This is a genomic window from Arenibacter sp. F26102, from assembly GCF_023015865.1.
GTDB lineage: Bacteria > Bacteroidota > Bacteroidia > Flavobacteriales > Flavobacteriaceae > Arenibacter.
The window spans coordinates 282,569-297,525 of sequence record NZ_JALKBC010000002.1 but is presented as its reverse complement, the minus strand read 5'-3'; the positions used below and the strand labels follow the sequence as shown (position 1 = coordinate 297,525).

Here is a 14,957-nt window from a genome sequence, read left to right as displayed (position 1 = left end):
TTCGACAAAATTATTTCAACTCAGCTGTTCTTGAAAGTAAATAATTTACCAATATATTAATTTTATAAGTAATGCAAGGACCATAATTGGGAAAGATCAAAAGTATAACAAAATAAATTTTATACTTAAACTTGGTTAAAATTCCCTATATTTTTTAGGCATTTGAATAGTTTGTACTACTTTTATCGATTCAACCAAAAATGAACAAAAAATCTATCTATCCATGATTAAAAGTAAAATCGACAAGGTTACCAGTTTTGAAAAAAGGTTTGAAAAAATCAACACGGTAATCTTTGAATCTTCAGAGGTTGCGTCCAAAGCAGCTGCGGCTGAAATTGCGACATTAATTAAGAAAAAACAAAAAGCAAAGGAGATGTGTGTCCTTGGCCTCGCCACAGGTTCCACTCCAAAAAGGCTGTACGCTGAACTTGTGCGTTTGCACAAGGAAGAAAACCTTAGTTTTAAGAATGTGATAGCCTTCAACTTGGATGAATATTATCCAATGGAACCGGATGCCATACAAAGTTATGTGCGGTTCATGAAGGAATTGCTATTTAACCATATAGATATTGAACCCGGAAATTATCATATTCCGGATGGAACTTTGGAAAAAAAGGATATTGCGGATTATTGTAAAGAGTATGAGGCCAAAATAGACGCTTTGGGTGGGATAGACCTGCAAGTCTTAGGTATTGGTGGTAATGGACATATTGGTTTCAATGAATCGGGTTCCCTTCCCAATTCCAAAACAAGATTGGTTACACTTGATCATATTACAAGGGTTGCGGCCAGTAAAGATTTCCAAGGTTTGTACAATACTCCCAAAACGGCGATTACACTGGGAATAAAGCAAATAATGCAGGCCAAGCAAGTAATCCTTATGGCTTGGGGTGAAGGCAAATCATCTATCATTAAAGCTTCTGTTGAAGGACCTATTACGGAACAGGTGCCCGCGTCCTATCTTCAGGAACATCCCAATAGTGTGTTTGTCCTAGATCAAGGATCTTCTACCAAACTTACCAGGATAAGTACCCCATGGATAGTAGAGAAGGTTGAGTGGGATGAAAAAATGATCAAGAAAGCCGTTGTTGGATTGGCACTAAGATTGGAGAAACCAGTTCTTATGCTTACAGAGGCCGACTATATTGAAAACGGTATGAGTGATTTGTTGACGGAAGTTGGCGATGCATATGACATTAATATTCGAATTTTCAATAAACTACAACATACTATAACTGGGTGGCCAGGTGGAAAACCCAATGCGGATGACTCCAATAGACCGGAAAGAGCAGATCCCGCCAAAAAGCGTGTGCTTATTTTTAGTCCGCACCCGGATGATGATATAATTAGTATGGGTGGTACATTTATGCGTTTGCAGAACCAAGGCCATGAGGTACATGTAGCTTATCAAACTTCTGGAAACATAGCTGTTGCAGACGATGAAGCTTTGCGATTCTCGGATTTCGTAATCGATTATAACCGTTCCTTTGGACTTGACAATAAAAAATCTATTGAAATTTACAAAAAGGCAACTGAGTTCATAAAAAACAAAAAGACCAGTGAAATTGATATTGAAGAGGTAAGAAATATCAAAGGACTTATACGTAGAAGTGAAGCAAGGGCTACCAGTTATTATGTTGGCCTTACGGACGATCAGATACATTTTAACGATCTGCCTTTTTATGAAACCGGTACCATTGAGAAAAATCCTCCAGGTGAGGCAGATATCAAAATCACCATGGATTTGATCGAAAAAATTAAACCCCATCAAATCTACGCCGCTGGAGATTTGGCAGACCCACATGGCACCCACAAAGTGTGTTTGGACATTATTTTTGAGTCCTTGAAGCGACTTAAATCCAAATCCTACATGAATGATTGTTGGGTATGGTTGTACAGGGGAGCATGGCAAGAATGGGATATTGAGGACATAGAAATGGCCGTACCAATGAGTCCAAGTCAGGTTTTGGCCAAGCGATATGGAATTTTCAAGCACCAGTCCCAAAAGGATGGTGTAGTATTCCAAGGATCGGATTCCAGGGAATTTTGGCAACGTGCAGAGGATAGGAATAAAGAAACTGCCGCCAAATACGATGAATTGGGATTGGCACATTATGCAGCAATGGAAGCATTTGTCCGCTATAAATTTTAAACTGAAATTTGTTTATAAACACAAAAAGGCTGCCCGATCGGGCAGCCTTTTTTATTATGATAAGTTTTTTCTAAAACTCCAATTCAAAATACAAACTACTGGCTTCGTTTTCATCCGTAACCTCTTCGCCTTTCAACACCTCTCCATTGCCATTAAGCAACCTTAAATTAAGCTTCCAATACCCCGTCATTGTCAAAGACAATTTTCCATTATAACTTTTGGCTGCGGCATCAAAGGTTAAATCCACATTGTTGGGGGAACTGTGGTTACCCATACTTGGCATACGGGGATCAAGTGCAATGGTGTAATTTTCCACTGCTGGAAAGCTCATCATATTTTCCATTTTAAACAAAATTGCCTGTATATCGTTAACAGCAACTTGTGGATCTGAAGGTTCCACCATAGCCAGGACATACATTACATCATCACTGCCCATAAACGAACTAACCTTTTGTTTACCATCACTGGGGGCTACAACATCTATGGTTTCCGTCAAAGAATATTCCTGCCCGTCAACGATATATGTAAAAGTTATGTCCCAAAATTCATCCGTATTTCCGGCCATTTGAAATACAAGGTATCCCTTTGAAACCGTATTGTTTTCTTCCGTAATACTAAGATCTGATTTTGGACACGAATGGTTCATACTTGTCATATGCATAACCGGCAGCCATGAAATTTCCGGATCGGTAAAATAGCTTGCGTCGGCATTGTCTTTAATACGTACAAATATTTCATTGTATCCGGTAGTAAAACCCTTCTTACCCTTGGAATATAGCTCCAAACTGTGCCCGTTGGCCTCGATGTTTGAAAGCAAATTAAATTCTGCCATTGGATTTTCTTCAATTTTTGGCGAATCGTCACCGTCCGATGTGCAGGAACTTAATACCAAGGCTACTATGAATATTACTATAAATGGTTTTATTGTTTTCATTTTGTTTATTATTAAAATTAATTTATTGAATAAGAAAGTGTTAAGAAGAAATTTCTTCCCATGCGTGGAATATTTTTCCAATCGGTGTACGTGGAGTAATTTTCATCAAAAATATTCTCCACCCCGAATTTCGCATACATTGAATCGTTATTAAAATTGAAGGTTTTCCCTAAGGTTAGGGAACACACTGTATATGCCTGTGTTTGATCCTCCCCAAAATCTGGATTATAGTTAACTTGTTTTGCTGCCCCCGTTATCCTTAAAGCGGCTGAAAATGACCTGTTGTCATATTGAAGACCCGATCGATATGAAAATGGACTTATAAAAGGTATGTTCTCCTGATTATTGTCGGTACCGCGATGATAGGAAATTAATCCTGACCATTTCAATTCTGGCAGAACTGCGTATTCCATATCCAACGAAGTGTTGAACAAATTGGCATAATCCAAATTTTTATAGATCTTGACCCCTTCCGCACCAATGGTCATTACACTAAGGGAAGAATCAACCTCTCCAATGATATAATCTTTAATGTGAAAATAATTGGCCTCTGCACTCACCTTAAATTTGGACTTCTCCCAAGAAATCTTGGTATTGGCCTCCATCGATTTTTCATTTACAAGTCCCGGATCCCCAATGTAATCGTGGTTATCAAAACTATTGAACAAATAAAAGCCATAACCCTCAGTAACGGAAGGCGCCCTATCCCCATAGGATAGTCCGGCATTGAAATGCAAGGGCATCCACATTTTATGCCATTGTCCAGAAATACTTTTCAGGAAACGTGTTTTGGATTTTTCCATATCAGGATAAAAAATCCTTAGACTGTTCAATCCAAATTCGTCCGCCACATTCTGATTCTGCACGGCCATTCTGGTCGCTATTTTTAAAAAGCTTCCATTAAAACTGAGCTCATCTTCTAAATAGATCCCAGCATTGGCGGTACGTACATCGGGCCACGTCAGCATAAACATAGGCAACTCATTGGGGTCGTTCGGATACATTGTCATTTCTGCCAAGGATTTGTTGTAATAGCCATCCGCTTTGAACAAAAATTGATGCTTTTTAATCTTTAGGAGGGCTTGTGAGAAAAATCCATAGGTATCGCTCCAACCGGGCATATCCATATGAATGGGTACATCGGGCCTTTTGGTATCATCCATAACATGGGTAACCTTATTAAAATACACCTTGGATTTCCAATTATTTAAAATGCCCCATAAATTATCCTGTTCAAAACCTATTGATGCGATAATGGCCCTGGCCAAAGAAACATCCATAGTTAATGCCGGATAGCCTACATCCCTGGCCTCATCAAATATAATACTCGCTGTTAGTGCCCGACCTTCGGTAATTTTATAACCGCCATTGGTAGAAAAATTATATTTTTCAAATTGGGAAAACTGAACTTCTTCATCACCGCCTGCAAAATAATTTTCTGCCTTGCGATAAATAATATCGGTATCCACATAGTATTGGGAATCGGAATAGTTAAGCTCGGCACCAACAACGCTCATCTGGCTGTTACTTTCAAAACCGGTCTCCAAACCGCCGTATAATCCAGTCTCCTTAAAATTACCCCTATCCAGCTCCAAATTAATGGCGCCACCAATGGTAGTACCGTGCTCCGCTCCCTGTTGGCCGGAAGCAATGTGGGCCTTTGACAAATTGGACACATCCACATAAGAAGTTATGGGATCCATTTTATCCGTACAAGCACCAAAAATCCTCATCCCATCTATGGTAACCGAAAGACGTTCAGAGAACATATTGTTCAAAGTAGGTTCCCAGGCATAGGCACCACGTTTAACCATGTCCACTTTTTTTGACGACTCCAAATATTCATCCAAGGTCGATAAGGGTTTGGGCTGACGATGGTAATCCAATGCCTTTCTTGCCGAAATCAGGATAACTTCATCCAAATTGATTGTGATAATCGAATCCTTATGCAAAACCAATTCCTGTGCGACATTGTAAATAGGTGATAGTAATATCCCTAACAAAAGCACCAACCTGGATATAGGTTTGCTCTTTGCCATAAGTATTAAGCATACTTTATGGGCACATCTAATAATTTTCACACGTTTAAATTTTAGTTAATTATCTAAAAAAAGTGAGTTGCAAAATTAAGAGCGTATGCTAACGCTACGATCTTTCATTTGATTTTTTTAGACAATACAATTCCTTTAAGTTGGCATAGTAGTGACATGGGAATTACAATAATTCCAAAACTACCATGGCAAAAATTGAATTATCCCAGCTCGGGAGGCTGTGCAATATCTGAAGTGTATAACCCAGGAATTAGAATCTGGGTTCTTTTAAAGTTATTCTGAATGCTATTTCCATATTCATTACCAGCTCCAAAAACCATTAATGGCTCGAATGAAGATATGTACTGGATTTCCAAGTTGAACCGCTTGCCCTCGAAAGGATTTTTATCGCTCCCTTCCGATTCTTTGGCCAATTGTTTCGCCAAATAGCATTTACCATTACAATGTAAGGATGGAGTATCCCTATTTTCACAAAGATTCTCAACTATGTAGTCATAATTTATCGCATACTCTGCTAAAGGCCAAAGCGGCTTTATCAGCATGATCAATGCAACAAACAATACTACTTGTTTCATTATATATTTTTATAATTGAAAACTACAGCCCAAATATAAGACTACAATTATATTAACAAAGCACCTTTTACAATCAAAGTCTGCTTTTTTTTTATCTTTCCGGACAAAGATAGGACAATCCACAAACACTAAAAGATGACAAATATCATAACCCTTAAATTTTAAGTTAAAAAAAATAGAAGTGAAAAACAAGATTAATAGTCGAGATGCATTTTATTTAGGATAAATTTGTCCGAAATAAGAATAAAACTTATATTTGTCTCGATCAAACTTAGAGTAACTATGTTTTCCAAAGCCTGCGAATACGGTATAAAAGCCACCATATATATAGCTGTTAAGTCTATGCACCAAGAGCGCGTAAGCCTTAAAGAAATTGCGGAAGAAGTGAATTCCCCAGTAGCATTTACTGCGAAGATACTACAGTCTTTGGCCAAGAGTGGCATTATAGATTCCCATAAGGGTCCAACAGGTGGGTTTCAGATTGAGGAATCCAGAATAGATATTATTAAATTACACGATATAGTACATGCCATTGATGGCGATGATATTTTTAATGGATGCGGATTAGGATTAAAACAATGTGATGCCAGACAGCCTTGTCCCGTTCATCATAAATTTGTAGTGATCCGGGACAACCTAAAGATAATGCTACAAAACACTAGCTTGTACGAATTGGCGTCAGGCTTGGATATTGGCCTGACCCATCTGAAAAGATAAAATTTTCAATAATAAAAGGATAAAAAGGTATTAAACTCTTTATATGAAGACGACAACAAAAAACCTATACATAATAGCTGCTGTTTTTTTGTGGATTGGATTTGTAGGGGCTATAAGCTTTATGGAGGCTTGGTTAAAATTTAAAGAACCTACATTAACGCTGTCCGCGGGTTTGGGCATAGGTAAATTAGTGTTTAATGCACTAAACAAAGTGGAATTGGTATTGGCCATTTTCATATTACTTACATTATACAGGGCTTCCAAGAAGATTTTTTTATGGAGAAATCTCCTTTTTCTTATTCCATTGGCAATTCTAATTTTTCAGACCCTAATTCTCCTACCCATCTTGGACACTAGGGCTATAGCAATTATTGAAAATAAGCCGGTTCCCATATCCAACGCCCATCTATATTATGTAGGTCTAGAGGTGATAAAAGTAACGACACTATTTATTTACGGAATTAATATAAATAAAACCTAAACTGTGATGGACATTATCCAAAAAATAACAGAGAAATATCAATCCCTTGGGGAGAACCCGGACACCTATCTTCAGGGTCTTCTCCATTCAAAACCTATAACATATTGGGATTATGTTGAAGTGGACACCTTACTCTCCCTTCAAAAACCACGTACCAATTTTAAGGATGAGTCCATTTTTATCATGTACCACCAGGCAACCGAACTATATTTAAAAATGATGCTGCACGAACTGCAGCAAATAGTGGCGGAACCCACGCCTACCACTAAATTTCTTACTACCAAACTGGATCGACTTATAAAATACACCACTATATTGATCAATTCCTTTGATATTATGACGGTGGGCATGGACTATGACGACTATAATGCGTTTCGTACTACCCTTACCCCTGCCAGCGGTTTTCAAAGCGCACAATTTAGGTTTATAGAACTTCATTGTACTTCATTGACCAACCTGATCAGTATTAGGAAGAAAAGCCATTTATCCAATAATCCGGATTTAAGGGAATGTTTGGAACATGTTTATTGGAAGGATGCAGGAACCAACCCCAAAACGGGCCAAAAAAACTTGACATTACAACTTTTTGAGGAAAAGTATCTTAAACAGTATACCGAATCCGCCAACAATTTAATGGGCAACACCCTTGAGGACAAGTTGGCACAACTACCCTATATTCCTGATGCCCTAAGAAAAAGACTTCGCACTTTTGACAGGCTTTATAATATTGAATGGCCATTGGTCCATTTACATACCGCCGAATATTACTTGGATAAAAAAGGTCAAAACAAAGCAGCAACAGGCGGCTCTGAATGGAAAAAATATCTACATCCAAAATATCAGCAACGCAAATTTTTCCCGGCCTTGTGGACGACAACCGAAAAACAAAACTGGGGAATGAACAACAAATATGAAGACTATGGAAGTATTGAACAGACCAGAATTGACACACCTGCAGGTAGGTGAAAATCTTAAAATCCTACAAATTAAGGCCTTGTCCGGGACGGGCATGCCTAAGCATCACAGTACCACAGAAGCGGTAATTGTTGTCCTGGAGGGTAAAGCCATCCTTAAAGCCAAGGAAACCGAATATCTATTGGAGAAAGGATCCTCAATGTTGGTACCTGCAGGATTGGAACACAGTCTTACCATACTAGAAGAATTTCAAGCAGTAGCCATAATGGCAAAAGATGCTAATATAAATTTTAACAATTAATAATCATGGAAAATTTAATGACCAAAAGTATTGGAGAAATAGTAGCGGAAAACTATCGCACAGCGCAAATATTCAAAAATCACAAAATAGATTTTTGCTGTAAGGGCAATAGAAACATTGTAGAGGTGGCCGAAAAAAATAAGTTGGATGCCAATCTCCTGCTACAAGAAATTGAAACAGTTCAGCATCAAACAAACGATAGCAATATCGATTTCAAAACTTGGCCATTGGACCTACTGGCTGACTATATAGAGAAAAAACATCACCGCTATGTAGAGGCGCAGATACCTATTTTGAATCAATATCTGGCCAAACTATGTAGAGTTCATGGAGATCGACATCCAGAACTGTTGGAAATTACAGAGCATTTTAACAAGAGTGCTGGCGAACTTGCCATGCATATGAAAAAAGAGGAACTAATTGTTTTCCCTGCCGTACGTAAAATGATTCAGAGCAAATACCTAGGTTATCCACTGGCCCAACAAAATTTCGGCACAATTCAGAATCCCATACAAATGATGATGCAAGAACACGAGAACGAAGGGGATCGCTTTAGGTTAATAGCAGAATTAAGTGATAATTACACCCCTCCAGCTGACGCCTGCAACACTTACCGTGTAACATTTTCACTACTACAGGAATTCGAAGAGGATTTGCACAAACATATACATTTGGAAAATAACATTCTCTTCCCAAAGGCCATAGAATTGGAAAAAGTATTAAATGATTAAATTCAAGTATAAAGAAACAATAAGCAAAATGATTTAATAAATAAACAGGCAAACCAATCCTGTACCGGTTATGACTTTACTTAAAAGTCCCCCCGACCGTGCCGTATTGGTCCCTGTTTACCAAAAGGCTAACGAATACCATGACAAAGAAAATGCCCAACACTACCATTGGGCGATAACTAAAAAATAGTGACTATGAAAACCCAACCTATTAAAAGACATCAGGCTTTGCAACCATTGAGCAGGGACCATCATCAGGGACTTCTGTTATCTTGGAAAATTAGGACTGGATTTGCCAAAGGCATATCAGTAGATCGCATAAAAAACTACACTGACTGGTTTTACAAAATCCATTTAATTCCACATTTTAAAGAGGAGGAAAAATACATCTTTCCCATATTGGGAAACGATAATGAATTAGTCAAAAAAGCCATCGTACAACATAGAAGGCTGGACCGGTTATTCAATAGCTCCTTAGAATTAAAAAAGTCATTAAACCTAATAGAGGAAGAATTGGAACAGCATATCCGTTTTGAGGAAAGGGTACTTTTCAATGAAATTCAGAAAGTGGCCACCAAACAACAAATGGAATCCTTTTTGGAACATCATGAAGAAACCAAATTTTTGGATAATAACTCCGATATGTTTTGGGAGTAAAAATAAAAAAATGAAGATCATGAAGCTCTATAAGCAGTTGTTAAACGAATTTGAAAGGGAACAAACGGGGTATTCCACCATTGCCATTATTGGTCAAAGTTGTATTGGATCTGTTGCTGCCATGGTACTTCTCATGAATCACATGCCAACGGTGATCAAACTTACATTACTTTTCCTGGTCACCATCTTCTGTATGGCTTATAATGCGGCGGTTTTAGCACAACTAAGTACTAAAACAACCTTTAACTTACTCGTTTTAAGCATCCTTTTCAGTATCCTGACCATAATTGGAAATCTAATTTAAAATAAATGAAACAGGAGAAGTACACCTTTACATATATCGACGAATTTGGGGATACTTGTTCTGCTAATTTTAGGCTAAACGAATACCACAGCCTAATGGATCTTCTTTTTGACAAATACTTACAGGAATGGGGCGATTGTAAAGGCAGGGCATGGTGCGGAACATGCCATATACAAATTCTTGAAGGCCAATTAAGTGCAAAAATGCAGAGCGATGAAAAACATACCTTGTCCAAACTGGATGGTGCCTCGACTCAAAGTAGATTGGCCTGTCAAATCCCTGTTAATTCCGAACTCAATAATATGGTTATTAAGGTAATAACGGAAAATGATTACGGATCCAATTAATTAGGAGACTGGCGAGAAGTAGAAATTATACATACTAAGAATACCTATTGCCATTTAAAAAAGTAATTATCAATAACTAAAAATTCAACCAACTACCTTTGTAATCTGCCCAAAGAAATTAAATTTAAACTATGTCATTAAAATCGGAAATAAAAACGAGGAAGGATGTTAATCTTTTAGTGGTTAGTTTTTATGCCAAAATAAGGAAGCACCAAACATTAGGACCAATTTTCAATGGCATAATCAAAGATTGGGACAGTCACCTGGAATTGCTTACCGATTTTTGGGAAAGTCAATTGTTGCTGCAACGAAAATATATGGGAAACCCCATTGTTGTACACCAGGAGGTAGACGAGAAAATGAACCATACTATTACTCCGGAGCATTTTGGACTTTGGTTAAACGAATGGTTTGCCACAATTGATGAATTTTTTGAAGGAGAAGTAGCATGGATCGCCAAGAACAGGGCCCAAAAAATGTCTACCATGCTCTATATGCAAATTTACCAGCATAGGAACAAGGGTGTTTAAACACTTTGCTTTGCATCTACTCCCTTGGATTGCCAAAGAATTAAAATCAATGCAATAGGCATTAGAAAACTGCCCAGGGCCAAGAGTTTTAGGTAGGCTTCGAATAGTGGCCACCCCAACCAGGCTGCCATGCCCTTATAAAAAATAAGCAATTCGGTTATTGCAAAGCCCAGCAAATAAACAATACAGCTGGATTTTGAGAGTTTTATAAATCCATGAAATTCCAAAAAGAAGAATAGGCCTAAAGTAATGACGCCTAAAAAAGTCCAATGCAAATAACCAATTGTAAAATCCAAAACCGTTGAAGCCAAGTTGGCAAAGTATGGCATGGCAGTTAGCAATTGCAATATCATTTTAACAAATAACAATATGGCCCCCAATTTTAAAATACCATATTGAAACTTGGAAAAAATAGATTGCAATACCAACCTATTTCCATAAATGATCTTTATCAAAATACCGAAGCCTATCAATTGCAACAATGCGCCCATAGCTCCTAAAATATAGTATATCAGTTCTGGTCCTGTCCAAAGGGTAGAAAGAAAAAAACTTAGTACTATACCCAACAAGGTGGACCAGAAAAAGTAACTAAAAATCTTTGGAGAAATGATAATTTGGTGTTTTTCCAACACGTAAAAAAGGAGTCCCACCAGTGCCAATATCATCCATCCGTTATATTGAAAATGTAGGTAAAAGTATATGGCCAATCTGTACCATATGGATTCGGGCCCCAAAATGGTCATAATTGCACCCAGTGCCCAAGGCCCAAGACTGGAACCAATCATAAACCATAGGGCTGCCTTTACACAGATATAGGCTTTGGTTTTCTTTATGGAGGTAGGAGCGTTTTTTATAAAAAATGCGGTAAACCAATAGGATGCCACTAAAAATAAGGTAGAAAAAATAATGGAGAACAAGGCATATCCCTGAAACGGAAAGGATAACAACATTCCTAACAAACACAACTGTGTAAACCAGAAAATAGCTCGATATTTCCCTTGCAGCTCCTCCTTATTCAAAAAAAGCTGATACAACAAGGTGGTCAGTGCAATATATACCCAGCCCAAAAGTGCTATATGGGAATGGGTATGAACAATAAAGCGGTAATTAATTGGCATAGGGGCTACTACATAACTTCTCAATACCACCCCTAGTAATGCCGCCAATAAAAAATAGCCTAAGGATAACTTAATATGGGATTTAGTGTTAAGCACGCTTCATTGAAATTCTGTTAAAGGTACTATTAAAAATCCTTTCTTTTTGCGACATAACCCAGCCTCCAAACGGGGATTATAGTCCATAGCAGCAGCGTACAAATAGAAATTACAAGCCCTAAATTAGTGCCGAAAAACTGCTTAAAAATAGCTCCGGTATAACCCAATAGAGCGGAAATATCCAATTTCAGCAATATTAAGGTCCTGGATAGATCTATAGGATTAAACATGGTGGCTACCAATGAAAAACTGTCTAAAGGATATTCCTCAAAAACGATCAACGACATTAAAAAAAGTCCGTCATAGATTACGGCCAAAAATAACCAGGCCAATACGGCATACCCAAAACCCTTAATCCTATTTTCATTGGATAGGGCAATATTGAAAGCAACTGCTGTAAATATCAAGGTTAAAAAGGCTCCAGTAATCAACAATAGTGAAAAATCCCAAATGGCATTACTTTCAAATAATCCGTACAAGGCAAAGGGGATTCCCAAACCTAGCACGAGGCTCATTGTAAGCGAACCTGCCACTCCAAAATACTGCCCCAAAAATATGGACGACCTTTTAATGGGCTGTGCCAAAAGAAGTTCTGTAAATTCTTTGGAGTTGTAATAGTACATTACACCAAATATGGTCCCTATCAAGGGCACCAGGACTATAATTACATTCATTAGGGTAATAACCGCTTTGGACAGCTCGTTGTTTAAAAACAACAGTACAAACCCCAACAACAGATAGAACAGGAAATAAACATAACTCCATCTACTGCGCATTAGGTCGTAAAAACTGTATTTTAATATCTTAATCATGCTTGTTATGGGTTGATATTGCCGCGATGGCATGTTCAAAATTGGTTTGTCCTGTTTTAATTTTAAGCTCGGCAATACTTCCCTTAAAATAGATTTCACCTTCGAGAAGGTAAACGACCTCATCGGAAACTTCTTCAACGAACTGCATAATATGGGAGGTAATCAAAAAGGTTTTGCCCCTGGCCTTTTCCTCTGCAATAAGTTCCTTGAGACGAATTAGTGCCAAGGGATCTAGACCATTGGTGGGTTCGTCCAAAATAATCAAAGGACTGTCGAACATAAAGGTCAGTACTATATTCACCTTTTGCTTGGTACCTCCGGAAAGGTTGCTCAATTTTTTGTCCAAAAAAGGCTCCAGCCCAAAGAGGCTTATAAGCTTTTGCTCTTCACTGGGTTTTTGCCTTATGTCCTTTATCATTTCTATTAATTCCCTGACCTTAAGGTTTCCTGGAAAATTGGCAATTTGGGGAAGGTAATTTATATCCTGACGATACTTCCACTTATTTTTAACCAAGGAATCCATTACAGAAATAGTTCCTTTGTTGGGAATCACCATTCCCAGGATAGTCTTGATCAGCGTCGTTTTACCCGAGCCATTGGGCCCAAGTATGGCAAAAATACCGCCTTGGTGGATATCGAGTTCCAATCCGGACAATACTTCATTTTTGCCAAATTTCTTATGTAAACTTTCAACGTGTATCATTTGATCTTTTTCATTAACGGTTTTGCATCAACTAATTCATCCGGTGTAAATACAGGGGATACCTTTTCTGAAAAATCAATAATATCCATAAATAAACTGCGCAACAGTATAATTGTCTCGGGGGTTCTGTTTACTATGTAAGAAAATAACTTTACGGGTCTATAGGGAATATCCCCAGTGCCGTTCCTGTCCAGATCATAGCCCGTATAATTGCTCCAGTAGTTCTCTTCAAATATATTATCGTTCAGATTACTATTGTAAGCCAAATCAAAGGAGTTGTACATAAAATTATTATGTATAAAGGTATTGGTGTAACAGGCTCCACGTACTTTAATGGCCCAACCATTTTTTATAAAGTTATTTTTTGAATAATTTATCCTGTTGGATCCTTCAATACTGATGCCTATAGTATTCTCTTCAAAAGAATTGCCCGTAATTTCGGCATCATTTATTTCTTTTAACAACAGTCCAAATGAGGCGGCTCCCCAATTTTTCTTAAAGGTATTGCCCAACATTTTTATTCTTTTGGAAAACATGACCGCAACCCCTGCCCCATTGTTTTCAAAGGTATTGTTCTTATAGATGTCATCATTGGAAAACATAAAATGCAACCCATAGCGAAGATTGTCGGAACTAATATTGTTTTCAATTGTTATGTTATCCGAGAACTCCAAATAGATGCCATCCCGTACATGCTGAACAATATTGTTCTTCACCACAATGTTTTGGGAATACCACAATTGTATTCCATTACCAGAATTATATTCATCCACAGCATCCCCTATAACCTTATTGTTATATACCTCACCGTTCTTGCACTTTTCCAGATAAATACCAAAAAACAACTTTTCCAAAACCATATTCTGTATCAGAAAATTTTCGCTCTTTACTACCCTAATTGCGGCATAATCCGATGTATAACTGGTACCGACGTTTATAATGTACAATCCGTCTATGGTAACATTATTTGAAACTATTGTAAAGATTTCTCCTTGATCTTCCCCATCAATAACTGGATAGTTTTCCCCTATAATGGTCAAGGGTTTATTCACCTGAATATTAAATTCCCGGTAGGTCCCTTTTTTAATCAACAGTGTATCATAATCAGCGGCCACTGCTACGCCTTCCTTAATAGTTTTCACCTCACAGGTATTACAGACCGTTATAGTCCGGGCCCATAAATGATTCCCAAAGAGTAGCAGAACAAAGCCAACTAAAACACTTATTTTTCCCATTATCTAATGATCAAAAATTTTGAGTTTTCTTCGGCAGACACCCAATGAGGTACTTCTTTTGGAAAACTAAAGTGCTGTTGCTTTTTTATAGGATAGGATTTACCATTGATATGAAAGATGATTTCCCCTTCCAGAACGATCAATTGCGCATCTGTAGGAGCAATATGCTCAGGAAAAACAGCTCCTTTTTCCAGGCTGATGTTCAATATCTCCAGAACTTCTGTTTTAACCAATTTGTTTACCTGAAGCTTATTGTATTCCTGATTTTTAATCTGACTATTAATGGTGTACATGGTTA

At 37.7% G+C, this 14,957-nt stretch carries 18 protein-coding genes; 10 read left to right on the top strand and 8 right to left on the bottom strand.

Translation table 11 applies throughout. The annotated features are described in order from the left end of the window. Positions 1-223: 223 nt before the first annotated feature. Positions 224-2,152, top strand: a complete 1,929-nt coding sequence (gene nagB, locus MWU78_RS03835) for a glucosamine-6-phosphate deaminase (protein ID WP_246995144.1) — start codon at positions 224-226, stop codon at positions 2,150-2,152. A gap of 70 nt (positions 2,153-2,222) precedes the next feature. Here nagB and MWU78_RS03830 read toward each other — a convergent pair whose 3' ends face one another. From MWU78_RS03830 to MWU78_RS03820, 3 genes are all read right to left on the bottom strand, one after another. Next, entirely contained in the window at positions 2,223-3,086 is an 864-nt protein-coding gene (locus MWU78_RS03830) for a hypothetical protein (protein WP_246995142.1), read from the bottom strand. A gap of 17 nt (positions 3,087-3,103) precedes the next feature. Then, positions 3,104-5,125: a TonB-dependent receptor gene (locus tag MWU78_RS03825; protein ID WP_246995140.1), complete on the bottom strand. Its 2,022-nt coding sequence runs from the start codon at positions 5,123-5,125 to the stop codon at positions 3,104-3,106. A 212-nt stretch (positions 5,126-5,337) separates the two neighbouring features. Next, entirely contained in the window at positions 5,338-5,712 is a 375-nt protein-coding gene (locus MWU78_RS03820; RefSeq protein ID WP_246995138.1) for a hypothetical protein, read from the bottom strand. 282 nt (positions 5,713-5,994) lie between these two features. Between MWU78_RS03820 and MWU78_RS03815 the strand changes: the two genes are divergently transcribed. The 9 genes from MWU78_RS03815 (at position 5,995) to MWU78_RS03775 (ending at position 10,695) form a co-directional block, all read left to right on the top strand. Then, entirely contained in the window at positions 5,995-6,429 is a 435-nt protein-coding gene (locus tag MWU78_RS03815; RefSeq protein ID WP_246995135.1) for an Rrf2 family transcriptional regulator, read from the top strand. A gap of 43 nt (positions 6,430-6,472) precedes the next feature. Continuing rightward, on the top strand, positions 6,473-6,910 hold the full coding sequence (locus MWU78_RS03810; protein WP_246995133.1) for a hypothetical protein: 438 nt from the start codon (positions 6,473-6,475) through the stop codon (positions 6,908-6,910). Positions 6,911-6,916: 6 nt separating this feature from the next. Further along, positions 6,917-7,876, top strand: a complete 960-nt coding sequence (locus tag MWU78_RS03805) for a tryptophan 2,3-dioxygenase family protein (RefSeq protein WP_246995292.1) — start codon at positions 6,917-6,919, stop codon at positions 7,874-7,876. Next, positions 7,830-8,126, top strand: coding sequence for a cupin domain-containing protein (locus MWU78_RS03800; protein WP_246995131.1), 297 nt, complete (start codon positions 7,830-7,832; stop codon positions 8,124-8,126). Before MWU78_RS03805 ends, MWU78_RS03800 begins: the two co-directional genes overlap by 47 nt. Before the next feature lie 5 nt (positions 8,127-8,131). Continuing rightward, a complete protein-coding gene (gene ric, locus MWU78_RS03795; RefSeq protein WP_246995129.1) occupies positions 8,132-8,857 on the top strand; it encodes an iron-sulfur cluster repair di-iron protein in 726 nt (241 codons plus the stop codon). 195 nt (positions 8,858-9,052) lie between these two features. Beyond that, complete coding sequence (locus MWU78_RS03790; RefSeq protein ID WP_246995127.1) at positions 9,053-9,514, top strand: hemerythrin domain-containing protein; 462 nt, start codon at positions 9,053-9,055, stop codon at positions 9,512-9,514. Between the two features lie 19 nt (positions 9,515-9,533). Further along, positions 9,534-9,818 carry a hypothetical protein gene (locus tag MWU78_RS03785; RefSeq protein WP_246995125.1) on the top strand — a complete coding sequence of 95 codons (285 nt, stop codon included), beginning with the start codon at positions 9,534-9,536 and terminating at the stop codon, positions 9,816-9,818. A 5-nt stretch (positions 9,819-9,823) separates the two neighbouring features. Further along, entirely contained in the window at positions 9,824-10,165 is a 342-nt protein-coding gene (locus MWU78_RS03780) for a 2Fe-2S iron-sulfur cluster-binding protein (protein WP_246995123.1), read from the top strand. Positions 10,166-10,296: 131 nt separating this feature from the next. Continuing rightward, positions 10,297-10,695: a group III truncated hemoglobin gene (locus MWU78_RS03775; RefSeq protein ID WP_246995121.1), complete on the top strand. Its 399-nt coding sequence runs from the start codon at positions 10,297-10,299 to the stop codon at positions 10,693-10,695. Here the strand turns inward: MWU78_RS03775 and MWU78_RS03770 are convergent. The 5 genes from MWU78_RS03770 to MWU78_RS03750 are packed head-to-tail and all read right to left on the bottom strand — an operon-like array spanning position 10,692 to position 14,952. Then, positions 10,692-11,909, bottom strand: coding sequence for a hypothetical protein (locus tag MWU78_RS03770; protein WP_246995119.1), 1,218 nt, complete (start codon positions 11,907-11,909; stop codon positions 10,692-10,694). The genes MWU78_RS03775 and MWU78_RS03770 overlap by 4 nt on opposite strands. A gap of 29 nt (positions 11,910-11,938) precedes the next feature. Continuing rightward, positions 11,939-12,721: an ABC transporter permease gene (locus tag MWU78_RS03765; protein WP_246995117.1), complete on the bottom strand. Its 783-nt coding sequence runs from the start codon at positions 12,719-12,721 to the stop codon at positions 11,939-11,941. Continuing rightward, the gene (locus tag MWU78_RS03760) at positions 12,714-13,424 is read right to left on the bottom strand and encodes an ABC transporter ATP-binding protein (RefSeq protein WP_246995115.1); all 711 of its coding nucleotides are present in this window, start codon (positions 13,422-13,424) and stop codon (positions 12,714-12,716) included. The genes MWU78_RS03765 and MWU78_RS03760 overlap by 8 nt, the downstream gene beginning before the upstream one ends. After that, entirely contained in the window at positions 13,421-14,659 is a 1,239-nt protein-coding gene (locus MWU78_RS03755; RefSeq protein WP_246995113.1) for a nitrous oxide reductase family maturation protein NosD, read from the bottom strand. Before MWU78_RS03755 ends, MWU78_RS03760 begins: the two co-directional genes overlap by 4 nt. After that, the gene (locus tag MWU78_RS03750; RefSeq protein ID WP_246995111.1) at positions 14,659-14,952 is read right to left on the bottom strand and encodes a cupin domain-containing protein; all 294 of its coding nucleotides are present in this window, start codon (positions 14,950-14,952) and stop codon (positions 14,659-14,661) included. The genes MWU78_RS03755 and MWU78_RS03750 overlap by 1 nt, the downstream gene beginning before the upstream one ends. Positions 14,953-14,957 lie beyond the last annotated feature (5 nt).